This is a genomic window from Nocardioides pantholopis, from assembly GCF_003710085.1.
Lineage (GTDB): Bacteria > Actinomycetota > Actinomycetes > Propionibacteriales > Nocardioidaceae > Nocardioides > Nocardioides pantholopis.
Genome location: NZ_CP033324.1, coordinates 444,092 through 467,302 on the forward strand (window position 1 = coordinate 444,092; position 23,211 = coordinate 467,302).

The 23,211-nt window shown below is 72.0% G+C and carries 20 protein-coding genes and 1 tRNA gene; 13 read left to right on the forward strand and 8 right to left on the reverse strand.

Annotated features, from left to right (window positions below; all coding sequences use genetic code 11):
• The first annotated feature begins 26 nt into the window (after window positions 1-26).
• The 7 genes from nuoI to EBO35_RS02075 are packed head-to-tail and all read left to right on the forward strand — an operon-like array spanning window position 27 to window position 7,914.
• Window positions 27-611, forward strand: a complete 585-nt coding sequence (gene nuoI / locus EBO35_RS19685; RefSeq protein ID WP_127479147.1) for an NADH-quinone oxidoreductase subunit NuoI — start codon at window positions 27-29, stop codon at window positions 609-611.
• Window positions 608-1,489 (forward strand): NADH-quinone oxidoreductase subunit J, encoded by an 882-nt coding sequence (locus EBO35_RS02050; protein ID WP_122816253.1) that lies wholly within the window; start codon window positions 608-610, stop codon window positions 1,487-1,489. Before nuoI ends, EBO35_RS02050 begins: the two co-directional genes overlap by 4 nt.
• A complete protein-coding gene (nuoK, locus tag EBO35_RS02055; protein WP_122816254.1) occupies window positions 1,489-1,791 on the forward strand; it encodes an NADH-quinone oxidoreductase subunit NuoK in 303 nt (100 codons plus the stop codon). The genes EBO35_RS02050 and nuoK overlap by 1 nt, the downstream gene beginning before the upstream one ends.
• A gap of 13 nt (window positions 1,792-1,804) precedes the next feature.
• Complete coding sequence (nuoL, locus tag EBO35_RS02060; RefSeq protein ID WP_122816255.1) at window positions 1,805-3,727, forward strand: NADH-quinone oxidoreductase subunit L; 1,923 nt, start codon at window positions 1,805-1,807, stop codon at window positions 3,725-3,727.
• A 52-nt stretch (window positions 3,728-3,779) separates the two neighbouring features.
• Window positions 3,780-5,339, forward strand: coding sequence for an NADH-quinone oxidoreductase subunit M (locus tag EBO35_RS02065; protein WP_122816256.1), 1,560 nt, complete (start codon window positions 3,780-3,782; stop codon window positions 5,337-5,339).
• On the forward strand, window positions 5,339-6,922 hold the full coding sequence (gene nuoN / locus EBO35_RS02070; protein WP_122816257.1) for an NADH-quinone oxidoreductase subunit NuoN: 1,584 nt from the start codon (window positions 5,339-5,341) through the stop codon (window positions 6,920-6,922). Before EBO35_RS02065 ends, nuoN begins: the two co-directional genes overlap by 1 nt.
• Window positions 6,919-7,914 (forward strand): polyprenyl synthetase family protein, encoded by a 996-nt coding sequence (locus EBO35_RS02075; protein WP_396954378.1) that lies wholly within the window; start codon window positions 6,919-6,921, stop codon window positions 7,912-7,914. The genes nuoN and EBO35_RS02075 overlap by 4 nt, the downstream gene beginning before the upstream one ends.
• A gap of 17 nt (window positions 7,915-7,931) precedes the next feature.
• Here the strand turns inward: EBO35_RS02075 and EBO35_RS19820 are convergent, their stop codons facing one another.
• From EBO35_RS19820 to EBO35_RS02095, 5 genes are all read right to left on the reverse strand, one after another.
• Window positions 7,932-8,453 carry an EamA family transporter gene (locus EBO35_RS19820; protein WP_241153819.1) on the reverse strand — a complete coding sequence of 174 codons (522 nt, stop codon included), beginning with the start codon at window positions 8,451-8,453 and terminating at the stop codon, window positions 7,932-7,934.
• Complete coding sequence (locus EBO35_RS19825; RefSeq protein WP_241153820.1) at window positions 8,420-8,842, reverse strand: EamA family transporter; 423 nt, start codon at window positions 8,840-8,842, stop codon at window positions 8,420-8,422. Before EBO35_RS19825 ends, EBO35_RS19820 begins: the two co-directional genes overlap by 34 nt.
• Window positions 8,843-8,859: 17 nt before the next feature.
• Entirely contained in the window at window positions 8,860-11,169 is a 2,310-nt protein-coding gene (locus EBO35_RS02085; RefSeq protein WP_122816258.1) for an immune inhibitor A domain-containing protein, read from the reverse strand.
• A gap of 145 nt (window positions 11,170-11,314) precedes the next feature.
• Complete coding sequence (locus EBO35_RS02090; protein ID WP_396954379.1) at window positions 11,315-12,421, reverse strand: 2-oxoacid:ferredoxin oxidoreductase subunit beta; 1,107 nt, start codon at window positions 12,419-12,421, stop codon at window positions 11,315-11,317.
• Window positions 12,418-14,397, reverse strand: coding sequence for a 2-oxoacid:acceptor oxidoreductase subunit alpha (locus EBO35_RS02095; RefSeq protein ID WP_122816259.1), 1,980 nt, complete (start codon window positions 14,395-14,397; stop codon window positions 12,418-12,420). The genes EBO35_RS02090 and EBO35_RS02095 overlap by 4 nt, the downstream gene beginning before the upstream one ends.
• Window positions 14,398-14,719: 322 nt before the next feature.
• On the opposite strand from EBO35_RS02095, the gene EBO35_RS02100 reads away from it, so the two are divergent.
• From EBO35_RS02100 to EBO35_RS02115, 4 genes are read left to right on the forward strand one after another with little or no spacing between them, the layout of a single operon-like run.
• Window positions 14,720-15,748 carry a sulfate ABC transporter substrate-binding protein gene (locus EBO35_RS02100; protein WP_122816260.1) on the forward strand — a complete coding sequence of 343 codons (1,029 nt, stop codon included), beginning with the start codon at window positions 14,720-14,722 and terminating at the stop codon, window positions 15,746-15,748.
• Between the two features lie 25 nt (window positions 15,749-15,773).
• Window positions 15,774-16,625, forward strand: a complete 852-nt coding sequence (gene cysT / locus EBO35_RS02105) for a sulfate ABC transporter permease subunit CysT (RefSeq protein WP_122816261.1) — start codon at window positions 15,774-15,776, stop codon at window positions 16,623-16,625.
• Window positions 16,618-17,490 carry a sulfate ABC transporter permease gene (locus EBO35_RS02110; RefSeq protein ID WP_317983516.1) on the forward strand — a complete coding sequence of 291 codons (873 nt, stop codon included), beginning with the start codon at window positions 16,618-16,620 and terminating at the stop codon, window positions 17,488-17,490. The genes cysT and EBO35_RS02110 overlap by 8 nt, the downstream gene beginning before the upstream one ends.
• A gap of 58 nt (window positions 17,491-17,548) precedes the next feature.
• The gene (locus tag EBO35_RS02115; RefSeq protein WP_122816262.1) at window positions 17,549-18,541 is read left to right on the forward strand and encodes a sulfate/molybdate ABC transporter ATP-binding protein; all 993 of its coding nucleotides are present in this window, start codon (window positions 17,549-17,551) and stop codon (window positions 18,539-18,541) included.
• 68 nt (window positions 18,542-18,609) lie between these two features.
• On the opposite strand, the gene EBO35_RS02120 is transcribed toward EBO35_RS02115, so the two are convergent.
• Window positions 18,610-19,101, reverse strand: coding sequence for a YajQ family cyclic di-GMP-binding protein (locus EBO35_RS02120; protein ID WP_164477760.1), 492 nt, complete (start codon window positions 19,099-19,101; stop codon window positions 18,610-18,612).
• A gap of 132 nt (window positions 19,102-19,233) precedes the next feature.
• Here EBO35_RS02120 and EBO35_RS02125 point away from each other — a divergent pair.
• Window positions 19,234-19,316 (forward strand) — tRNA-Tyr (locus tag EBO35_RS02125).
• A 55-nt stretch (window positions 19,317-19,371) separates the two neighbouring features.
• Here EBO35_RS02125 and EBO35_RS02130 read toward each other — a convergent pair.
• Window positions 19,372-19,899: a hypothetical protein gene (locus EBO35_RS02130; protein WP_122816263.1), complete on the reverse strand. Its 528-nt coding sequence runs from the start codon at window positions 19,897-19,899 to the stop codon at window positions 19,372-19,374.
• Between the two features lie 136 nt (window positions 19,900-20,035).
• On the opposite strand from EBO35_RS02130, the gene EBO35_RS02135 reads away from it, so the two are divergent.
• On the forward strand, window positions 20,036-20,317 hold the full coding sequence (locus tag EBO35_RS02135) for an SAV_915 family protein (RefSeq protein ID WP_164477761.1): 282 nt from the start codon (window positions 20,036-20,038) through the stop codon (window positions 20,315-20,317).
• A gap of 18 nt (window positions 20,318-20,335) precedes the next feature.
• On the opposite strand, the gene EBO35_RS20130 is transcribed toward EBO35_RS02135, so the two are convergent.
• Window positions 20,336-23,191 (reverse strand): FAD/NAD(P)-binding protein, encoded by a 2,856-nt coding sequence (locus EBO35_RS20130; RefSeq protein ID WP_122816265.1) that lies wholly within the window; start codon window positions 23,189-23,191, stop codon window positions 20,336-20,338.
• Window positions 23,192-23,211: the final 20 nt, after the last annotated feature.

The window sequence follows — 23,211 nt, forward strand, 5'->3', positions numbered from 1 at the left end:
CGCGGGCGCATCGGAGGAGTCCTGACATGGCCACGCTCAAGGAGCAGTTCTGGGACCCGGTCGCCGGGTTCGGGGTCACCTTCCGCACGATGTTCAAGAAGGTGGTGACCGAGCAGTACCCCTTCGAGAAGTTCCCGACGGCGCCGCGCTTCCACGGCCGCCACCAGCTCAACCGGTGGCCCGACGGGCTGGAGAAGTGCATCGGCTGCGAGCTGTGCGCCTGGGCCTGCCCGGCCGACGCGATCTACGTCGAGGGCGCCTCGAACGTCGACCTGCCCGACGGCTCGGGACGCTTCAGCCCCGGGGAGCGCTACGGCCGCGTCTACCAGATCAACTACCTGCGCTGCATCCTGTGCGGGCTGTGCATCGAGGCCTGCCCGACCCGGGCGCTGACGATGACCAACGAGTACGAGCTGGCCGACGACAACCGCGCCGACCTGATCTACGAGAAGTCCGACCTGCTCGCCCCGCTGCTGCCGGGCATGGAGCAGCCGCCGCACCCGATGCTGCTCGGGGACGACGAGGGCGACTACTACCGCGGCGCGTACGCCGCGCCGGCCCCGACGGCCCAGACGGCGCCGTCCGCTCCGGGCAGCGGGGCGGGCGCATGACCGCGTTCTGGATCCTCGCCCCGATCATGGTGATCGCCGCGCTCGGCATCCTGTTCGTCCGCAAGGCGGTGCACGCCGCGCTGCTGCTCGCGGTGGTGATGATCAGCCTCGCGGTCCTCTACGCCGTGCTGGAGGCGCCGTTCCTCTTCGCGGTGCAGATCATCGTCTACACCGGCGCCATCTTGATGCTGTTCCTGTTCGTGGTGATGCTGGTCGGCGTCGACGCCTCCGACTCGGTCGTGGAGACCATCCGCGGCCAGCGGGTGCTGGCGATCCTCGGCGGGCTGCTCCTCGGCTCGGTCCTCGTGGTGGCGCTGAGCCAGGTCACCTTCGGGACCGTCGTGGGGCTCGAGGAGGTCAACGAGGGCGGCAACATCGAGGCGCTGGCGAACATCCTGTTCTCCCGCTACGTCTTCGCGTTCGAGACCACCAGCGCGCTGCTGATCACCGCGGCCCTCGGCGCCATGGTGCTGGCCCACCGCGAGCGGCTCACGCCGAAGCCCGGCCAGCAGGCCCTGGCCGCCCAGCGGCTGCGCGACCACGCCGAGAAGGGCACCTCGCTCGGCCCGCTGCCGGCCCCGGGCGTCTACGCCCGGCACAACGCCGTCGGCACCCCGGCGCTGCTGCCCGACGGCACGGCCGCCGGCTCCTCGGTGAGCCGGGTGCTGGCGGCGCGCGGGACGGTGCGCTCCGCCCCGGCGCTCGCCGAGGACATCGAGCAGGTGCAGCGCTCGCTGGGCGGCGTACCGGGTGGCTCCGGGTCGCCCGGGGACACCTCCGCCGGGTCCGGGCACCACGTCGGGAACGACACCGGGCAGGACTACGGGCAGATCACCGGGCAGGACACCGGGCAGGACACCGGGGAGGGCGGCCGCTGATGGACGACGTGACCCCCTTCATCCTGCTCTCCTCGATCCTGTTCGCGATCGGCTGCGTGGGCGTCCTGACCCGGCGCAACGCCATCGTGGTGTTCATGTGCGTGGAGCTGATGCTCAACGCCTGCAACCTCGCGCTGGTGGCCTTCGCCAAGCAGCACGGCAACCTCGAGGGGCAGGTCGCGGCGTTCTTCGTCATGGTCGTGGCCGCCGCGGAGGTCGTCGTCGGGCTCGCGATCATCATGACCATCTTCCGGACGCGTCGCTCGGCCTCGGTCGACGACGCGAGCCTGCTGAAGAACTAGGAGCCGCAGCCCGATGTATGCACTCTCCGAGAGCGTCCCGGTGGTGGCTCCCGCGACCGCCGACGGCGTCCAGTCGCTGCTGTGGCTCGTCGTGGCGCTGCCCCTGCTGGGCGCCGCCGTGCTGCTGCTCGGCGGCCGCGCGACCGACCGGTGGGGCCACCTGCTCGGCACCGCGACGGTGGCCGCGTCGTTCGTCGTCAGCCTGGTCCTCTTCGTCGACCTGACCGGCCGCGAGGAGTCCGACCGGCAGGTCGTCCAGCACCTCTACGACTGGATCCAGGTCGGCCGTCTCGACGTCGGCATGGACCTGCTCTACGACCCGCTCTCGGCGCTGTTCCTGCTGCTGATCACCGGCGTCGGCGCGCTGATCCACGTCTACTCCATCGGCTACATGGACCACGACCCGCGACGGCGCCGGTTCTTCGGCTACCTCAACCTGTTCGTGGCCTCGATGCTGCTCCTGGTGCTGGCCGAGAACTACCTGGTCCTCTTCCTCGGCTGGGAGGGCGTCGGCCTGGCGTCGTACCTGCTCATCGGCTTCTGGCAGCACAAGCCCTCCGCCGCCGCGGCGGCCAAGAAGGCATTCGTGATCAACCGGGTCGGCGACATCGGCATGGCGCTGGCGATCGCGCTGCTCTTCGTCACCTTCGGCACCACCAGCTTCTCCGGCGTCAGCGAGCTCACCGCGGGAGCCAGCGAGAGCACCCTCACCGCCGTGGGGCTGCTGCTGCTCCTGGCCGCCTGCGGCAAGTCCGCCCAGGTGCCGCTGCAGGCCTGGCTGCTCGACGCCATGGAGGGCCCTACGCCGGTCTCTGCGCTGATCCACGCGGCGACCATGGTCACCGCCGGCGTCTACCTGGTCGTGCGCTCGAACTTCGTCTTCGACCTCGCCCCGCACGCCCAGACCGCGGTGGTCGTCGTCGCCACGGTCACGCTGCTGTGGGGCGCGATCATCGGCTGCGCCAAGGACGACATCAAGAAGGTGCTGGCCGGCTCCACGATGAGCCAGATCGGCTACATGATGCTGGCCGCGGGCCTCGGCCCCGCCGGATACGCGTTCGCGATCTTCCACCTGCTGACCCACGGGTTCTTCAAGGCGAACATGTTCCTGGGCGCCGGCTCGGTGATGCACGGCATGAACGACGAGGTCGACATGCGCCGCTACGGCGCGCTGCGCCACGCCATGCCGGTCACGTTCCTGACCTTCGCGATGGGCTACCTCGCGATCATCGGCTTCCCGGGCTTCTCCGGCTTCTGGTCCAAGGACAAGATCATCGAGACCGCCCTGGCCGAGAACTGGCTGGTCGGGCTGCTCGCGCTCCTCGGCGCCGGGATCACCGGGTTCTACATGACCCGGCTGATGCTGCTCACGTTCTTCACCAGCAAGCGCTGGAAGGAGGACGCCCACCCCCACGAGTCGCCCTCGGTGATGACCGGCCCGCTGGTCGTACTGGCCGCGCTCTCGGTCCTCGGCGGGGTGCTGCTGCTCGGCGGGTGGATCGAGAGCTGGCTGGCCCCGGTGGTCGGCGAGGTCGCCCACCACGACGCGCCGCTGCCGGCGCTGGCGGTCACCGCGCTCGTGGTCGTCGTGGTCGCCTGCGGCGTGGCTGCGGCCTGGTTCCTGGTCGGGCGGCGCGATGTCCCGGTGACCGCGCCGCGGGAGGTCTCCCTGGCCACCCGCGCGGCCCGGGCGGACCTCTACGGCGACGCCATCAACGACACCCTGGTCGTCCGGCCCGGCGGGGCGCTGGTCCGCGACCTGGTCGTCGGCGACCGGGTCGGGGTGGACGGTCTGTTCACCGGCGGCGCCCGCGTCGTGGGCGGCCTCGGCGGCCTGCTGCGGCGCACCCAGAACGGTTTCGTGCGCTCCTACGCCCTCTCCGTCCTCGGCGGCTCCGTGCTCGTCGTGCTGGCCCTCCTGGCGGTGAACCTGTGACGAATCGCCCCCTGCTCCTGATCGCTTCGCTCCGCTCCGAACGAGGACGCCGATGAACGACTTCCCCTGGCTCACGGTGCTGGTGGCGATCCCGCTCGTGGGCGCCGCCGTGGTGCCGTTCCTGCCTCGCACCTCCCCGGCCCTGGCGAAGCAGGTCGGCGTGGCGGTCTCGCTGGTCACCCTCGCGGTGGCGGTCGCGGTGGCGCTCCAGTTCGACGTCGACGGCGGCATGCAGCTGGAGGAGGACCACAGCTGGATCGAGGCGTTCGGCGTCCACTACGCCCTCGGCGTCGACGGCCTCGGGCTGCTCCTGATCCTGCTCACCGCGGTGCTGGTCCCGGTCGTCCTCGTCGGCGCCTGGCACGACGGCGACGCGCACCCGTCCTCGTTCGTGGCCTGGACGCTGGCCCTCGAGGGGCTCTCGCTCGCGGTCTTCGCGGCCACCGACGTGTTCCTCTTCTACGTCGTCTTCGAGGCGACGCTGATCCCGGCGTACTTCCTGATCGGCGGCTTCGGCCGCGCCGGCCGCTCGGCCGCCGCTCTCAAGTTCCTGATGTTCCAGCTCGCCGGCGGGCTGGTGCTGCTGGGCTCGGTGATCGGGCTCTACGTCGTCTCCGCGGACGCCGGGACCCCGTCGTACCTGCTCTCCGACCTCGCCGAGCTCGACATCTCCACCGACGCCGGCCGCTGGCTGTTCGCCGGGTTCTTCATCGCGTTCGCGGTCAAGGCCCCGCTGTTCCCGCTGCACACCTGGCTGGCCGACACCACCGAGAACGCCACGCCCGGCACCAGCATCCTGCTGGTCTGCGTGCTCGACAAGATCGGCACCTTCGGGATGCTGCGCTTCTGCCTGGGGCTGTTCCCCGAGGCCTCGCAGTGGGCCACCCCGCTCGTGGTCACGCTCGCGCTGATCTCGATCGTGTACGGCGCGCTGCTGGCGATCGGCCAGGACGACGTGCTGCGGCTCATCGGGCTGACCTCGCTGAGCCACTTCGGGTTCATCACGCTCGGCATCTTCGTGTTCAGCAGCCAGGGCGGCTCCGGCTCGATCCTGTACATGGTCAACCACGGCCTCGGCACCGCCGCGCTGTTCCTGGTGGCCGGCTACCTGATCCGGCGCCGCGGCACCACGCTGATCAGCGAGATGGGCGGCATCGAGAAGGCCACCCCGCTGCTGGCCGGGCTGTTCCTGGTGGCCGGCCTGGCGACGCTGAGCCTGCCCGGCCTGAGCCCGTTCATCTCCGAGTTCCTGGTGATCATCGCGGCCTTCGACTACCACTGGTTCGTGGGCGCGGTCGCCGTGACCGGCATCGTGCTGGCCGCGATCTACGTGCTGTGGACCTACCAGCGGATCATGACCGGGCCCGACACCCGTCCCGAGGCCCTCCCCGAAGACATGGCCCCCGGCGCGCGCCGGGACCTGGGACTCCGGGAGGTGCTCGCGGTCGCCCCGCTCATGGTCGGTCTGGTGCTCTTCGGGTTCTACCCGGCGCCGCTGCTCGACGTCAGCAACCCCGCGATCGACTCGCTGCTGGAGCACGTGGGGGTCAGTGACGACCCGCCGACGGTCGCCGACGGCGGGGACCACGGGACCGAGGAAGGCGGACACTGATGGAGTTCATCAAGCCCACCATCGAGTACGCCGAGCTGTGGCCGCTGATCGTGGTCCTCGTCGTCGCCTGCCTCGGCGTGGTCGTCGAGGCCGCGCTGCCCCGCGAGCGGCGGCACCCGGTGCAGGTCGGGCTGGCGCTGGCCGGCCTGGTCGCGGCGCTGGTCGGGACCGTGCTGGTCGGGACCGGCCTGGACAAGGTCGGCGGCGGCCGCGGGCTGGTCACCGCCGGCGGCACGATCGCCGTCGACGGCCCCAGCGTCTTCCTCTGGGGTCTGGTGCTGGTCTTCGCGATCGCCGGCGTGCTGCTCTTCGCCGAGCGCCGCCTGGAGGGCGGGGTGTCGGCGTTCGCGGGCCAGGCCGCCGCGCTCCCCGGCACCGACGCGGAGCGGCAGGCCTCCACCAAGGGCCTGGACCACACCGAGGTCTACCCGCTGCTGATGTTCGCGGTCGGCGGCATGATGCTCTTCCCGGCGGCCAACGACCTGCTCACGATGTTCGTGGCCCTCGAGGTGCTCTCGCTGCCGCTGTACCTGCTGTGCGGGCTCGCCCGCCGTCGCCGGCTGCTGAGCCAGGAGGCGGCGATGAAGTACTTCCTGCTCGGCGCGTTCTCCTCGGGCTTCTTCCTCTACGGCGTCGCGCTCGTCTACGGCTACGCCGGGTCGATGCAGCTGGAGCGGATCAACGAGGCAGTCCGCAACGAGACCGGGAACCAGACACTGCTCCTGGTCGGCATCGGGATGCTGTCGGTCGGCCTGCTGTTCAAGATCGGCGCCGCGCCGTTCCACTCCTGGACCCCCGACGTCTACCAGGGCGCCCCGACCGCGGTGACGGCCTTCATGGCCGCCTGCACCAAGATCGCCGCCTTCGGCGCGCTGATGCGGCTGTTCTACGTCGGCTTCGGCGCCGAGCAGTGGAACTGGCAGCCGATGCTGTGGCTGGTCGCGATCCTGACCATGGTCCTCGGCGCGGTGCTCGCGGTCACCCAGACCGACGTGAAGCGGATGCTGGCGTACTCGGCGATCGCCCACACCGGCTTCCTGCTCACCGGCGTGCTCGGCGCCCAGGGCGCCGACGCGCTGGCCGACGGCGAGATCACCTCGATGCAGTCGGTGCTGTTCTACCTGGCCACCTACAGCTTCGCGACCGTCGGCGCGTTCGCCGTGATCACGCTGGTCCGCGACGCGGGCGGCGAGGCCACCTCGTTCCCGCGCTGGGCCGGCCTGGGCCGACGCTCGCCGCTGGTCGCCGGGGCGTTCGCGTTCTTCCTGCTCTCGATGGCCGGCATCCCGCTGACGGCGGGCTTCGTCGGCAAGTGGGCGGTCTTCACTGTCGCGATGTCGGCGGGCGCCTGGCCGGTGGTCGCGGTGGCGATCGGGTGCAGCGTGGTGACGATCTACTTCTACGTGCGCCACATCCGGCTGATGTTCTTCACCGATCCCGAGCCGGAGGTCGGTGTCGTCACCAGGTCCTCCCCGCTGACCACCGCCACTATCGTGGTGGCGGTGCTCGGCACGCTCCTGCTGGGCGTCGTGCCCGGCCCCGTGCTCGATCTCGCGGCCGATGCGGGACAATTCCTCAGGTGAGCTCCAGCCTGGCCCTGCCCGTCACCGATCCCGCGCTCGAGGCGCGGCTGCGTGAGCGCCTCGCGGTCGTCGAGAAGGCCCTCTACGGCCATGTCCAGAGTCGGTTCCCCTACGTCACCGAGGCGGCCAGCCACCTCCTCGACGCCGGCGGCAAGCGGTTCCGCCCGCTGCTGGTGCTGCTGGCGGCCGAGGCGGGGGAGCACCCCGCGGCGGAGGAGGTCGTCACCGCGGCCTGCGTCGTCGAGGTGACCCACCTCGGCTCGCTGTACCACGACGACGTCATGGACGAGGCCGCGCTGCGCCGCGGCGCCGACTCGGCCAACGCCCGGTGGGACAACCACGTAGCGATCCTCACCGGCGACTTCCTCTTCGCCCGGTCCTCCGAGCTGACCGCGACCCTCGGCGCGGACGCCGTGCGGATCCAGGCCGAGACGTTCACCCGGCTGGTCGAGGGCCAGATCATGGAGACGGTCGCGCCCGGTCCGGACGAGGACCCGCTGGCTCACTACCTGGAGGTCGTGGCCGGCAAGACCGGCTCCCTGATCGCCACCTCGGCCCGCTACGGCGCCCGCTTCGGCGGCGCCAGCCGCGAGGTCGAGGAAGCGCTCACGGCCTACGGCGAGATCGTCGGCGGCGCCTTCCAGCTCTCCGACGACATCCTCGACATCGCCTCGGAGTCCGAGGAGTCCGGCAAGGTGGCCGGCACCGACCTGCGCGAGGGCGTGCCGACCCTGCCGGTGCTGATGGCGCGGGCCTCCACCGACCCCGCCGACGCCCGGCTCCTGGAGCTGCTGGACGCCGACCTCGCCGACGACGCGCTGCACGCGGAGGCCCTGGAGCTGCTGCGCCGGCACCCGGCCATGGACCAGGCCCGGGCCTACGTCGTGGCCCGCGCCGAGCAGGCCAAGGCCCAGCTCGACGTGCTGCCGCCCGGGCCGGTGCGCTCGGCCCTGGAGTCGTTCGCCGACATCGTCGCGGTCCGCTCGGCCTGAGCCCAGCGGCCCGGCGGCTACGCCGCCGTGCTGGCCTGGGCGATCAGCCGCAGCTGGCGCCGGTGGTGGCTCAGGGCCTCGACCGTGAACACCATCAGCGCGATCCAGACCAGCGCGAAGCCGGCCCAGCGCCCGGGCGGCATGTCCTCGCCCAGCAGGAACACGCCGACGGCGAACTGCAGCACCGGGGTGATGTACTGCAGCAGCCCGAGGCTCACCATCGTGACCCGGGTGGCGGCCGCGCCGAAGCAGATCAGCGGCGCCGCGGTGACGACGCCGAGGGTGAGGAACAGCAGCGAGTGGCCGATGCCCTCGGTGCCGAAGCTGGAGCCGCCGGTCAGCATCAGCCAGCCGACGTACGCCGCCGCGACCGGCCCGAGCACAGCGGTCTCCAGGGCCAGGCTCTCGATGGCGCCGGCGTTGGCTGTCTTCTTCAGCAGCCCGTAGGTGCCGAAGGACAGCGCCAGGACCAGCGCCACCCACGGCAGCCGGCCGTAGTCCCAGGTCAGCACCCCGACCGCCGCACCGGCCACCCCCATCGCCCCCACTGCAGCGGGCGCAGCCGCTCGCCGAGCAGCAGCACGCCGATCAGGACCGTGACCAGCGGGTTGATGAAGTAGCCCAGCGAGGCCTCCACCACGCGGCCGTTGTTGACGCCCCAGATGTAGACGCCCCAGTTGACGCTGATCAGGGCCGCTGCCAGCGTGAGCAGGCCGAGCAGCCGCCGGTCCCCGGCGAGCGCCCGGAACCGCGCGGTGCGGCGCAGCGCCACGACCAGCAGGCCCATCGTGACCGCCGACCACAGCACCCGGTGCGCCAGGATCTCGACGGCCCCGGCGGGCTCGAGGAGCGGGAAGTAGAGCGGGAAGGCCCCCCACATGACGTACGCCGCCGCGCCGAGCAGGAGGCCACGGCGGGGGTCGGACACCTCAGGAGGATAGGTGCTCAGTTCACCCGGACCCGCATCGTGCCGTGGACCGGGTTCCGGCTCAGCACCCGGATCCGGGTGCCGCTGCCGGCGACCAGCGTGCTGTGGGTCGGGTTCGCGGGGTCCCAGTAGCGCTCGGGATCGCTGTCGTCGAAGACCGACGGCTGCACCCGGGTGCGGGCCCGCAGCGTGGACGTGCCGTCCGGCCAGCCCTGCTCGGTGAGCGTCCAGGGCGTCGTCAGCCCGAGCCCGAAGGTGGCGTCGGAGGTCTGGATCCGGTTCCGCGCGACCCGGCCGTCGGACCAGGTCAGCGGCTGCGGCATCGCGTCGACCGGCAGGGCCGCGCCGCCCCCGGGGTGCTGGCTGGTGTTGTTGTCGGCGTAGCGGCCGTTGACGTACCAGACCAGCAGGCCGTCCTGGTAGGGGAAGCGCTGCACGGTGTTGTACCTCTCCGGCGTCCAGTACGGGAAGTGCAGCGGCCCCTCGCGCAGCGCCACGTCGTAGCCGCCGTAGACCCGGTTCTCGGCCAGGTAGTAGTGCGAGTACGTCGTCTCGTGCTGCCCGTCGGTGACGACCACGAAGCCGTCGCGGGTCCACCCCGGGGCGCCGTCCTCGACGTCGGTGGCGAGCACGGTCCCCGGGTCCCCGGTGACGGCGATGTCGTCGACCCGGAGGCCGAGCAGGTGCAGCGCCTGGTCGGTGACCGTCCGGAAGCGCACCCGCACCGAGCGGCCGGCGTACGCCGCGAGGTCGGCGGTGAGCCCGACCCAGGCGCCGTCGGTGCTGCCGGTGATGCCGTGGCGGGGGTCGCCGGGCTCGGACCGGTCGGTCTCCAGGGCGGTCCAGGTCGCGCCGTCGTCGGCGGAGACCTCCACGTAGGCCCAGTCGTAGCCGGCCTCGATCTCGTAGCTGGCCCGGGCGGTGAGCTCGCCGCCGCTCGGGACCGTGAACGCGGGGCTGGTGACGGTGGCGGTGCGGTTGTCGCCGGCGCCGGAGTAGAGCTGGCGGCGGCCCGAGGCCGCCGGGCCGACGTCGGTCTGCTCGGTGCCGGGCGGCAGCTCGACCAGCACCGCCTGGGACTTCTTCGTGGCGTGGAAGGCCGGCCCGAGGTCGACGGTGGCGGAGTCCCCGGCGGCGACGACCGTGTGGTCGAGCCACCCGAGCTGGAGCTTCTCGTGGGCGCCGAGGTGGCTGGGCGTGGTGCCGATGGTGTCGGTGCCGTGGTTGAGCCAGGAGCCGTGGCTCATCAGGTTCCAGAAGCCGGTGCCGTTCTCGGCGCCGAGGGTGTCGTAGTAGTCGGCCAGCCCGAGGTCGTGGCCGAACTCGTGGGCGAAGACGCCGAGCGCGCCGTTCTCCGGCTCGGTCGTGTACTCCCGGATCCAGATGCCGGTCTCGCCGATCTGCACGCCGCCGAACGGCGCTGCCTCGGGACCGTCGGTGCCGGTCGGGTTCGCCGCCGAGCGGTGCGAGCCGATCGTCCACGGCGGGGCGCCGCTCTCCTCGCCGGGGCCGGCGTGGATGGCCTGGAAGTGGTCGACGTAGCCGTCCGGCTCGGCGAAGACGCCGTCGCCGTCGTGGTCGTAGCGGTCCCAGGCGTCGAACCGCTCCAAGTAGGTCCGGATCTGGGCCGGCGTCCGGCCGGCGGCCACCTGCGCGTCGTACCAGGCGGTCGCGGTGTCGCCGATGTAGCGGGTGAGGTCCTCGAGGGTCTCGGTGGTGCCGTAGCTGGCCTCGTGGAACGGGACCTGCACCCAGTCGCTGACGTCGCCGCGCAGGTCGAAGCGGCCGCTGGACATCTCCCGGTACAGGTCGCGCATCGACTCCCCGCGCTGCGCACGCAGGCCGTCGAAGAGCATGTCGCGGTAGTGCTCGCGGTCGAAGTCCTCGACCCAGTAGCTGCTGTTGTCCAGCTTCGTGGGCTCCGGGATCTCGTTGTGCAGCGGCCCGGCGGGGGCGTCGGGGAAGCGCGGGTCGGTCTGGTCGCCGAACTCGACGAGGAACGACAGCAGCTGCGAGGTGTCCTGGACGCCGTGCTCGACCCACTGCCCGGGGGCGACGCGCACCGAGCGTGAGGAGCCGCGTCGCTGGACCGCGGCCTTGCCGCGGGCCACGAGCTCGCTGGCCCGCTCCCGCAGGGCCCGGCGGCGCTCCTCGAGGTGGTCGGTGCGGTCGTCGGGTCGGCGGGTGGCGGCCTCGGCGGTGCGCTGGTCGGCGTACGCCGCGGTGGTGGTCCCGGCGGGCTCAGCCGCCGCGGGGCCGGCCCCGGCGCCGGCCGTGAGGGCCAGGCCCGCCACCACGGCCACGGTGCTCGCGATGCGTCGGTTCACAGTTCCTCCGGAGGTCAGGCCGCTGCGCCGGGGCGACGGGCGGGGTGCTGTCGAACTCCATCAGGTCCGGACCGCTCCGGACAGCAGAAGGCCCCCGCCGGTCGGCGGGGGCCCTGCGTGGTCTAGCGCGGTTCGTCGGGTCGGCTCAGACGACGGTCCAGGTGTCGCCGCTGCCGAGGAGGGCGGTGAGGCGGTCGGTGGGGTCGCCGGTGGCGTCGGTGGTGGCGGTGTTGACCTGGGTGCGGGCCTGGTCGTCGTAGGTGGGGCGTTCGACCTGGCGGAAGATGCCGATGGGGGTCTGGTTGAGGTAGCCCATCTCGGTGAGGCGGGAGATCGCGAACGCGGTGGAGGGGTCGGGGTTGGTGGCGTTGTGGACCAGGATCGCGTCGGTGCCGACCTCGGCGACCTCGGCGACGGTGACGCCGCCGGTGGCGGGGTCGCGGATCAGGCCCTTGGACCCGGCGCCGCTCTCGTCGGGGTTGCCGAAGCGGATCGGCTCGCCGTGGACGAGCGGGATGATCGCGTCGGCCTTGGTGTCGGGGTTCTTGATGGCGTCGAAGGCGCCGTCGTTGAAGATCGGGCAGTTCTGGTAGATCTCGACCAGGCTGGTGCCGCGGTGGGCGGCGGCCGCGGAGAGTACCGAGGTGAGGTGCTTGCGGTCCGAATCGATGGTGCGGGCCACGAAGGTGCCCTCGGCGCCCAGGGCCAGGGAGACGGGGTTGAAGGGGTGGTCGACCGAGCCCATGGGGGTGGACTTGGTGACCTTGCCGGCCTCGCTGGTGGGGGAGTACTGGCCCTTGGTGAGGCCGTAGATGCGGTTGTTGAACAGCAGGATGGTCATGTTCACGTTGCGGCGCAGGGCGTGGATGAGGTGGTTGCCGCCGATGGAGAGCGCGTCGCCGTCGCCGGTGATGACCCAGACCGAGAGGTCCTCGCGGCTGGTGGCCAGCCCGGTCGCGATCGCGGGGGCGCGGCCGTGGATGGAGTGCATCCCGTAGGTGTCGAGGTAGTAGGGGAACCGGCTGGAGCAGCCGATCCCGGAGACGAACACGATGTTCTCCCGGCGCAGCCCGAGGCCGGGCAGGAAGCCCTGGACGGCCTTGAGCACTGCGTAGTCCCCGCAGCCGGGGCACCAGCGGACCTCCTGGTCGGAGGTGAAGTCCTTGCCGGTCTGCGGGGCATCGGTGGTCGGGACCAGATCGGTGCCCGAGCGCAGGGTCGGCTGGGGGAGATCGGTGGGCTGGGCGGTCACGAGAGTGCCTCCGCGGTGTCGGTGCCGGTGCTGAGGGGAGTGACGTCGGTGTCGTCGGTGTCGGTGTTGGTGAGGTCGACGGTGCGGCCCTCGGCCTGGCCGACGAGGTCGGCGATGGCTTCGGCGAGCTCGGCGGCCTTGAGCGGGAGGCCGTTGACGCGGTTGTAGCCGATGGCGTCGACGAGGTACTCGGCGCGCAGGAGCTTGGAGAGCTGGCCGAGGTTCATCTCGGGGACCAGGACCTTGTCGTAGCGGGCGAGGATCTCGCCGAGGTCCTTGGGGAACGGGTTGAGGTGGCGCAGGTGGACCTGGGCGACGTTGAAGCCGGCCTTGCGGACTCGGCGTACGCCGGCGCCGATGGGGCCGTAGGTGGAGCCCCAGCCGATCGCGAGGACCTTGGCCTGTCCGGAGGGGTCGTCGACCTGCAGCGGGGGCAGGGAGTCGGCGATTCTGTCGATCTTGGCCTGCCGGGTCCGGACCATCAGCTCGTGGTTGGCGGGGTCGTAGGAGATGTTGCCGTGTCCGTCGCCCTTCTCCAGGCCACCGATCCGGTTCTCCAGGCCCGGGGTGCCGGGCACGGCCCAGGGGCGGGCCAGGGTGTCCTCGTCGCGCAGGTAGGGCCAGAACTCGGTGGTTCCGTCGGCCTTGGTGTGGTTGTGCTCGGTGGCGAAGTTGGGGTCGATGACCGGCAGGTCGGCCACGTCGGGGATCGCCCAGGGCTCCGAGCCGTTGGCGAGGTAGCCGTCGGAGAGCAGCAGCACCGGGGTGCGGTAGGTGATCGCGATCCGGGCGGCCTCGACCGCGGCGGAGAAGCAGTCCCCGGGCGACTGGGGGGCCACGATCGGGACCGGGGCCTCGCCGTTGCGGCCGAACATGGCCTGGAGCAGGTCGGACTGCTCGGTCTTGGTGGGCAGCCCGGTGGAGGGGCCGCCGCGCTGGACGTTGACCACCAGCAGCGGCAGCTCGGTCATCACCGCCAGGCCCAGGGCCTCGGACTTCAGCGCCACCCCGGGCCCCGAGGTCGAGGTCACGCCCAGCGCGCCACCGAACGAGGCCCCGATCGCGGCACCGATGCCGGCGATCTCGTCCTCGGCCTGGAAGGTCATGATCCCGAACGACTTGTGCTTGGACAGCTCGTGGAGGATGTCGGAGGCCGGCGTGATCGGGTAGGTGCCCAAGAACACCGGGAGCCCGGACTGGACCCCGGCCGCGACCAGCCCGTAGGCCAGGGCGAGGTTGCCGGTGATGTTGCGGTAGGTGCCCGCGGTGACCGGGGCCGGCTTGATCTCATAGGAGACCGCGAACGCCTCGGTGGTCTCTCCGAAGTACCAGCCGGCCTTGAACGCGGTCAGGTTCGCGTCCCGGATCGCGGGAACCTTCGCGAACCGCTTGGTCAAGAACGCGGTCGTGGACTCGGTGGGCCGCCCGTACATCCACGACAACAGGCCCAGCGCGAACATGTTCTTCGCCCGCGCGGCGTCCTTGCGGGAGAGCCCGAACTCCTTGACCGCCGCGACCGTCATCCCGGTCAGGTCGACCCGGTGCACCGCGAAGTCGGCCAGCGGCCCGTCGGGAGACTCGTCCTCGAGCGGGTTGGTGTCGTAGCCGGCCTTGGTCAGGTTCCGGGCGGTGAAGTCGTGGGTGTCCACGATGATAGTCGCACCCTTGGGCAGGTCCATCAGGTTCGCCTTCAACGCCGCCGGGTTCATCGCGACCAGCACGTCGGGAGCATCACCGGGGGTCAGGATGTCGTGATCGGCGAAGTGCACCTGGAACGAGGAGACCCCCGGGATCGTGCCCTGAGGCGCCCGGATCTCGGCCGGGAAATTCGGCAGCGTCGCCAAGTCGTTGCCGAACGACGCGGACTCCTGCGTGAACCGGTCACCGGTCAGCTGCATCCCATCACCGGAGTCACCCGCGAACCGGATGATCACCCGATCGAGCTGCTTGACCTGCTTCGTGGTCTGGCTGGACACCCTCGCGCCACTTCCCTCTTGCTGTCTTGGTCTCCCCGACGCCACGTGCGGCTGCGGACCTCCGCACGATCGTACTAGGGGTATGTCGTATCGAATATACGATCCCGCGTTTCTGGTACGGCGCGGCGTTCCCCACGATAGTTCGCCGGCTCGCCGGAGAGCACTCGTCTCCCGGTCTGGGATGCGTGGCGAGCGCCACTCCGGTCTGGACCGACACGTCCATCTGGCGATCGGTCCCACATTCGTCGCTTAAGTGCACTAGTCTGACCGACATAAGTAATCTGCCCAGGTTGACCAACCGGGCGAACGAAGGGTGCACGGCATGAATCGCAAGCTCAAGACACTGGCGGCCGGACTGGCCGCAGGCACGCTCGCCCTGGGCCTGGCCGCCTGCGGCGGGGACTCGGAGGGCAGCGACTCCGAGACGATCAGCATCGTCGGCTTCGCGGTCCCCGAGGAGGCCAACAAGGCGATCGCCGAGGAGTTCACCCAGACCGACGCCGGCAAGGACGTCGCGTTCCAGACGTCGTACGGCGCCTCCGGCGACCAGAGCCGCGCCGTCGAGAGCGGCCTGGATGCCGACTACGTCCACTTCTCGGTGGCCAGCGACGTCACCCGCCTCGTCGACGCCGGCCTGGTCGCCGACGACTGGGACGCGGGGGAGAGCAAGGGCATCGTCTCCCGGTCCGTGGTGGTCTTCGGGGTCCGCGAGGGCAACCCGAAGAACATCGAGACCTGGGCCGACCTGGTCAAGCCCGGCGTCGAGATCGTCACCCCGAACCCCGCCTCCTCCGGCGCGGCCCGCTGGAACGCGCTCGCGGCGTACGGGCAGGTCGTCGCCGAGGGCGGCAGCGAGGCCGACGCCCAGGAGTACGTGGAGAAGTTCTTCGCCAACGTCGTCTCGCTGCCCGGCAGCGGCCGCGACGCCACCACCAGCTTCCTCGGTGGCACCGGCGACGTGCTGATGGCCTACGAGAACGAGGCGATCCTGGCCGCCCAGAAGGGCGAGGGCTTCGAGTACATCATCCCGGAGACCACCCTGCTCATCGAGAACCCGGGCGCGATCCTCGAGAAGGCCACCCCGGCGGCCGAGGACTGGCTGGAGTTCGTCCTCAGTGACGAGGGCCAGCGCCAGTTCGCGCTGACCGGCTTCCGTCCGATCCGCGACGACGTGGACTACGGCGGCACCGTCGAGGGCGCGACCGACCCGAGCGAGCCGTTCCCGGCCGTGCCGAACCTGCTCACCGTCGAGAAGGACTTCGGGGACTGGGACGCGCTGTCCACGAAGTTCTTCGACGAGGAGAACGGCATCATCACCCAGGCCATTGCCGCTTCCGGCAAGGCCGAGTGACCACCTCCACCCCCTCCGTGGCGAGATGACCACGAATCAGCTCAGCGGTGCCCGACCGGCGAGGAGACGACCTCGCCGGTCGGCCGCACCCACCAACCTGACCACGGCGTCCGGCATCGGGCTGGGCGTCGCCATGATCTGGTTCAGCCTGCTGGTCCTGATCCCCCTGTGCGCGGTCGTCGTCACCGCGGCCGAGGGGGGATGGGGTGCCTTCTGGACCACGATCACCAACGACCAGACTGCCGCCGCGATCCGGCTGACGGTGTTCACAGCTGCCGCCGTCACGGCGGTGAACGTCGTCATGGGGACGCTCATCGCCTGGGTGCTGGTCCGCGACCGGTTTCCCGGCAAGGCCGCCCTCGAGGTGCTCATCGACATCCCGTTCGCGCTGCCGACGATCGTGGCGGGCCTGGTCCTGCTCTCGCTCTACGGCACCGACAGCCCGCTCGGGTTCGACGTGGCCAACCAGCGGAGCTCGGTCTTCCTGGCCTACCTGTTCGTGACGCTGCCCTTCGTGGTGCGCACGGTGCAGCCGGTCCTGGAGGAGATGGAGAAGGACGTCGAGGACGCCGCCGCCTCGCTCGGCGCGAGCCGGGCCACGACGTTCCGCCGCGTCATCCTGCCGAGCCTGGCGCCGGCGATCGCCGCCGGCGCCGCGCTGTCGTTCGCCCGCGGGGTGAGCGAGTACGGCGCGCTGGTGCTGCTCTCGGGGAACCTGCCGTTCCAGACCGAGGTGGTCTCGGTGCGGATCCTGGGCAGCGTCGAGAACAACAACCTCGCCGGCGCGGCCTCGGTCGCGACGGTGCTGCTGGTGATCTCGCTGGCCGTGATCGTGACGCTCGACGTGATCCAGCGGAAGGTGGCCTCCCGTGGCTAGCGCCCAGACCCTCGAGCGCCCGGCCGCGCCGGCGCCCGCCCCACGCCGTACGGCACGGCGACGCAAGGGGCCGCTGACCTACCTGCTCCGGCTGATCGTCGTGGCCTACCTGGTGCTGCTGGTCGCCTGGCCGGTCGCGCTGGTCGTGACCAACACCTTCGAGGACGGGTTCGACTCGATCCAGGCGGTCCTCGAGGACCCCGACGTGGTCACCGCGGTGCGGCTGACCGTGCTGGTCGCGGTCTGCGCGGTCGTGATCAACACGGTCTTCGGCGTCGGCGTCTCGCTGCTGCTGGTGCGCTACACCTTCCCCGGCAAGCGGATCCTCAGCGCGCTGATCGACCTGCCGCTCTCGGTGTCCCCGATCGTGGTCGGCGTCTCGCTGGTGCTCGTCTACGGCGGGCGGGACGGCTGGTTCGGGCCCTCGCTCGAGAACGCGGGCCTGCAGGTCATCTTCGCCACGCCGGGGATCATCATGGCGACCTCGTTCGTGGCGCTGCCCCTGGTGATCCGCGAGGTGGTCCCGGTGCTCGAGGAGATCGGGATCGAGCAGGAGCAGGCGGCCCGCAGCCTGGGCGCCAGCGCCCTGCAGACGTTCTGGCGGATCACGCTGCCCTCGATCAAGTGGGCGGTCGTGTACGGCGTCGTGCTGAGCCTGGCCCGGTCCCTGGGCGAGTTCGGCGCGGTCAAGGTCGTCTCCGGCAACGTCCTGGGCCAGACCCGCACGGCGACGCTGGTGGTCGAGGAGAAGTACCTCAACTTCGACCAGCAGGGCGCCTATGCAGTCGCCTTCCTGCTCGCGATGGTCTCCGTCGCCTGCATCGTGATCGTCGCGATCATCCGCCCCAAGGAGCACCGGCGATGAGCGGCCCGATCCGCCTCGCCCGGTCCTCCGGCCCGCACTCCGAAAGGTTCCTGAGCTCATGAGCATCGAAGTCAAGGGGGTGAGCAAGCGGTTCGGCGACTTCGTCGCGCTCGACGACGTCGACGTCTCGATCCCCCGCGGTCAGCTGACCGCCCTGCTCGGCCCGAGTGGTGGCGGCAAGTCCACCCTGCTGCGGATCATCGCCGGCCTGGAGTCGGCCGACACCGGCAGCATCGAGATCGAGGGGGTGGACGCCACCCGGCTGCCGCCCCAGAAGCGCAACGTCGGCTTCGTCTTCCAGCACTACGCGGCGTTCAAGCACATGTCCGTGGCGAAGAACGTCGCGTTCGGCCTGGAGATCCGCAAGCGGCCCAAGCCGGAGGTAGCGGCGCGGGTGGCGGAGCTGCTGGAGCTGGTCCACCTCTCCCAGTTCGCCCACCGGCTGCCCGCCCAGCTCTCCGGCGGTCAGCGCCAGCGCATGGCGCTGGCGCGGGCCCTGGCCGTCGAGCCGACGGTGCTGCTGCTCGACGAGCCGTTCGGGGCCCTGGACGCGAAGGTCCGCAAGGAGCTGCGCGACTGGCTGCGCCGGCTCCACGACGAGGTGCACGTGACCACTGTCTTCGTGACCCACGACCAGGAGGAGGCCATGGAGGTCTCCGACGAGATCGTCGTCATCAACGAGGGCCGGGTGGAGCAGATCGGCACCCCCGACCAGCTCTACGACGCGCCCGCGAACGACTTCGTGATGGGCTTCCTCGGCGAGGTGACGACGCTGGGCTCGATCCAGCTGCGCCCGCACGACATCGAGGTCTCGCAGGTCCCGACCGGCGGCGCCGCGATCCCCGGCACCGTGAAGCGGCTGCTGCGGATCGGCTTCGAGGTGCGCGCCACCGTCGCGACCGAGGAGCACGACGTCACGGTCGTGCTGACCCGCACCCACGTGCGCCAGCTCGGTCTCGAGGAGGGCCAGCAGGTCTGGCTGACCCCCGCGGACGGGGCGATCACGATCCCCGCCGCCACCCAGGCCGGGGCCACCGCCGCCGTCGTCTGAGACGGCCCCCGACCGGCCGCCCGCCTGAGGAGACTGCACCCCTCCTCAGGCGGGCGGTCTTCTGTCCCTCAGCGGTAGTTGGTGAACTGGACCGCGAAGTCGTAGTCCTGGGAGCGGACCAGGGCCTGGACGGCCTGGAGGTCGTCGCGCTTCTTCGAGGAGACCCGCAGCTCGTCGCCCTGGATCTGGGCCTTGACGCCCTTGGGGCCCTCGTCGCGGATCAGCTTCGAGATCTTCTTGGCGTCCTCGGTCTTGATGCCCTCCTTGAGGGCGATGGTGACCTTGCTCTGCTGCCCCGACTGGCGCGGCTCGCCGGCGTCGAGCACCTTGAGGCTGACGTCGCGCTTGACGAGCTTGCCCTGGAAGACGTCGAGGACCGCACGCGCGCGGTCGTCCGCGGACGCGGTGATCTCGATCGCCTCGTCGCCGGCCCACTCGATGGTGGCGCCGGTGCCCTTGAAGTCGAACCGGGTGGCGATCTCGCGCGCGGTCTGCCCCAGCGCGTTGTCGACCTCCTGGCGGTCGAGCTTGCTGACGATGTCGAACGACGAGTCGGCCATGATTGGTGCTCCTCCATCGGGCCGGCGTACGCCTCCACGAGACGATGCGCCGGCGTTTTTTCTCTGCGGTTGCGGCTGCGCTATTCTTTCGTCTCGTTGTCGCCCGGCCAAGCCGGCGCGGCAGCCAGCCCAGGCAGGTTGCCCGAGCGGCCAATGGGAGCGGACTGTAAATCCGTCGGTGTATACCTTCGAAGGTTCGAATCCTTCACCTGCCACAGCAAGCGCCCCCGGTCCTCAGGACCGGGGGCGCTCTGGGTTTCGGGGGCCGCCTCAGGCAGCCCGGGTCGCGTGCCGCGAGGCGTGCAGCAACGTGGCGGCGAGGGCCGAGCAGAGGGCCAGGGTCGCCGAGCGGTCGCGCGAGCAGCGGTGGGCGACCTCGCGGATGTCGTCGCCGCAGCTGCGGTAGCCGGGCTCCAGCCCGGCGGCGACGGGGCCGTCGTCGAGCTGGCGCAGCCGGCGCCGGCCCGCATCGAGGAGCACGGTGACCTCCATGCGCCGGGCGGGGCTGAGCGGCGTCGAGTCACCGCCGCCGACCACGTGCCGCGCGAGCTGGTCGACGAGGTCCCCGACCCGGCCGAGGTCGGCGACGAACTGCAGCTGCTCGACCAGCAGCGGCACCGGCACCCAGACCTTGGTCCGCACCGCGTCGCTGGCGGCGGCGCGCGCCCGGCGTCGACCGGCGGAGCCGCGCAGCACCTGGCGTGCTGCCGGCTTGTCGCCGTCGAGCACGGCGCGCAGGGTCTTCTCGAAGGCGCGGGTGGTGGAGCTGAGCAGGCAGTGCAGGTCGGAGTCGGTCACGGGTCGATGCTGCGCGGCCCGCAGCCGCCCCTGGAAGGGCGCTCACGCAACCTTGACGGCACCCTGACGGCGTACGCCGCGATCTTGACGGCCCGGCCACTACCGGGGGCCGCGCCGCCCCGACAGGGTGGTGCACGTGAATGGCTCTCAACATCGCGACACCGTGTTCGTCCCGGTGCGGCTCAACGTTTCCGGTGCGACCACCCTGGTGCTGTGCCGCCGACCGGACGGCGTACGCACGGGCCTGGCGTTCGGGTCGGCAGCGGCCCTGGAGCGCGCCCTGGGCGTCGGCCAGCCGCACCTGGCGCTGAGCCTGTCCGGGCTGCGGGCCATGCTCGCCGACCTCGGCGTGTACGCCGTCCAGGTCGACCCCGAGGCCGTGCTGCGGCCGCCCACGCCCTGCCGCGCGGCCTCCTGACCCCGGGCGGGCCCTCCCTCAGCCGGGCACGCCGACCGGGGGTCGCGGCGCCAGCGAGGTGAGCCGGCGCCGGTCGAGCGGGGAGGGCCGGCGGTCCAGGCGCTGGTCCAGGAGCGCCAGCGCCCCGGGGGCGTCGCCGGCGTTGACCCGGCACAGCAGCAGCGTCTCCTCGATCACCTCGCGCTGGGCCGCGGAGCCCCCCACCCGCACCAGCGCCGGGAGCAGGTCGGTCAGCAGGGCCGCGGCCTCGGCCCAGCGCCCCTCGACGGCCGCCGCCAGCGCGTCGCACACGGCGGCGACGGTGCCGCGGACCACGGCGTCCGAGGAGCTGCGGCAGTGCCGGGCCAGACCGGCGAGCCGGGGCAGGTCGCCGGCCGCGGCCAGCGCGATCGCCGCGTGCAGGGCCACGAACGGGGTCTCCGGGCGGGTCAGCAGCCCGGCGTCGACGGCCGCGAGCACCGGCTCGACCGGCGGGGGAGACATCTCCCCGGCGAACGCGCCGCCCGCTGCCGTCGGCAGCCCGCGCTCGATCGCGCCGTCCCAGTCGGTCGTCGTGACCCGCCAGCGCCACAGCAGCGAGGCAGAGTCGATGAGGGCCCGCACGCCGGTGACGGCCGGCGCTGCCAGCTGGGAGTAGTAGCGCCGGCGCACCGCCTCGGTGTCGCCGATGGCCAGCTCGTGCAGGGCGGCGTGCCAGGAGAAGTGGGCGGCGTGGCTGGCCGAGCGGCCGCTCTCGGTGACCCAGTGGTCCAGCCAGACCCGGCCGGTCTCGTGCTGCCCGGTCTCGTACAGGACGTGGGTCTGGGCGTGCACGGCGTGGCCCGAGGACGGCTCGCAGGACAGGGCGCTCTCGGCGAGCAGCCCGGCCTCCTCGAAGCGGCCCTGGTCCTGGCGGGTGAAGGCGAGCAGCGAGATGTACCACCAGTGGTCGCCGTACGCCGGGGCCAGGCCCTCGACCAGGTCCCAGGCCTCCTGCTGGACGTCGGTGACCCCCGAGAACGCGATCGTCGGGACGGCGGCGGAGACCGCGAGCACGTCGCGCGGGTGGGCGGCGATGTGGCGCATCAGCGCGTCCGCGCCCGCCCGCCGGACGTCCTGGACCCGCTGGTCCACGACCGAGACCAGGCTCCGCTCCCGCTCGTCGCCCCGCTCCCGCGCCGCGTCGCGGGCAGCGGTGAGGGAGGCATGGACGTCGGCGTCGGCGCCGGCCTCGTGGCCGAGCATCGCCAGGGCCGCGTGGGCCAGCGCGAAGCCGGGGTCCAGCTCGGTCGCCCGGCGCAGCAGCCCCTCGGCGCCGTCCTGGAGCCGCATCACCCGCTCCAGCCCCGCGTTGTACGCCGCGGCGGCGTCGGTGGTCGTCGACAGCGGCAGGCCCAGCGGGTCCCGCGGCCGGGCGACCGGGTGGTGGCCACCGACCAGACGGCCGTCGGCGAGCCGGCGGGGGAGCGGCGCGACGGCGTCCAGCACCGAGCGCGACAGCGCCGCGGCCTGGGCGCGGATCTCGGGGATCGCGGTGCTCTCCCACAGGTCGCCGCGGCGCATGGCGCCCAGCGTCCACAGCGGGGCGTCGGTGCTGCCGTCGGCGGCGATCAGTCGGCCCTCGCGGGTGCGCAGGCCGAGGCCGGCGGTGGCGGGGGTGGCCAGCGCCGCGCCTCCGCGTCCGCGCAGCAGGTCGTCGAGCACGGGGTTGTCGAGCCGGCGGACATCGGTCTGCGGCCCGGTGCAGTTGACCACCCAGCCGACCTCGCGCTCGGAGCCGTCGGAGAGGGTGACCCGCAGCCCGCCGGCCGGCAGCGGCTCGGCGGCCACCACCGTCGCGGCTCCGACCTGAAGCCGGCCCTGGTCGCGCAGGGTGGCGATCCTCGCCGCGCTCGAGGGCGGCATCCGGTGCCGGTGCACCCCCCAGGTGCCGGCGTCCCGGGCCAGGAACGCCACCCGGTCCGCCTCGCCGAGCCGGCTCCACAGCTCCTGCACGCGGAAGCGCAGCCCGTCCAGCGCCGGGCGCCAGTCGCCGGCGCTGGCCAGCACCTCGGCGACGTGGCGGTGCACCTCGGCGCGGATCTCCTCGAGCGTCCCGCCCCAGTCGGAGATGTCCGGGATCGCGGCCAGCTGCAGCTGGGTGGCGTGCGCCTGGGGCAGGCGGCCGTTGCGCGAGGTTGCGTGCACGGTCCGGTCGGACCGGTTGCGGGGGTCGGTGACCGAGAACGCGACGTCGACCATCGTCAGCCCGGTGCCGACCAGGAGCACGTCCGCGGGCCCGACCCGGTCCCGCCGGATGACCTCGAGGGCGCCGGGCGCCCAGGGGTCGGGGACGAAGAACGGAGAGGCAGCCAGCGAGTCCGGCGCCCAGGCGTGACCGGCCTCGGGGAGCCCGGGCGCGACCACGACGGCGTCGGCGGCGATCTCCTCGCCGGCGGCGGTGCGGACCGCCGCCCCGTCCGCCGTACGCCGGATCCCGAGCGCCTCGGTGCGCAGGTGCCGCACCGAGACCTCGCCCAGGGCGTTGCGCAGGGCGTCCTCGAGGGTGTCGTCGAGGTAGCGCCCCCACTGGCGGCGGGGCGCGAACACGTAGGGCTCGGCGGGCTGCGCGGGGTCCTCCCGGTGCCGCCAGGCCACGAAGTGGCCGGGGTCCTCGGGCAGGGCGCTCATGCCGGAGGCGGGGACGTTGAGCAGGTGCTGGTCCTCGCTGGTGCCGAACGCGACCCCGCGGGCACAGCGCTCGGCCGGGTCGATCAGGACCAGATCGAGGCCGCTGCTGCGACGGGCGGCGGTCCGGGCCAGGTGCAGGGCGGTCAGGGACCCGGCGGCGCCGGCGCCGACGATCGCGACAGTGGGTCGCCCGGGCCGTGCCGATCCGTTCGCGGAAGCGCCCATGATCCACCAACCTTTATCAA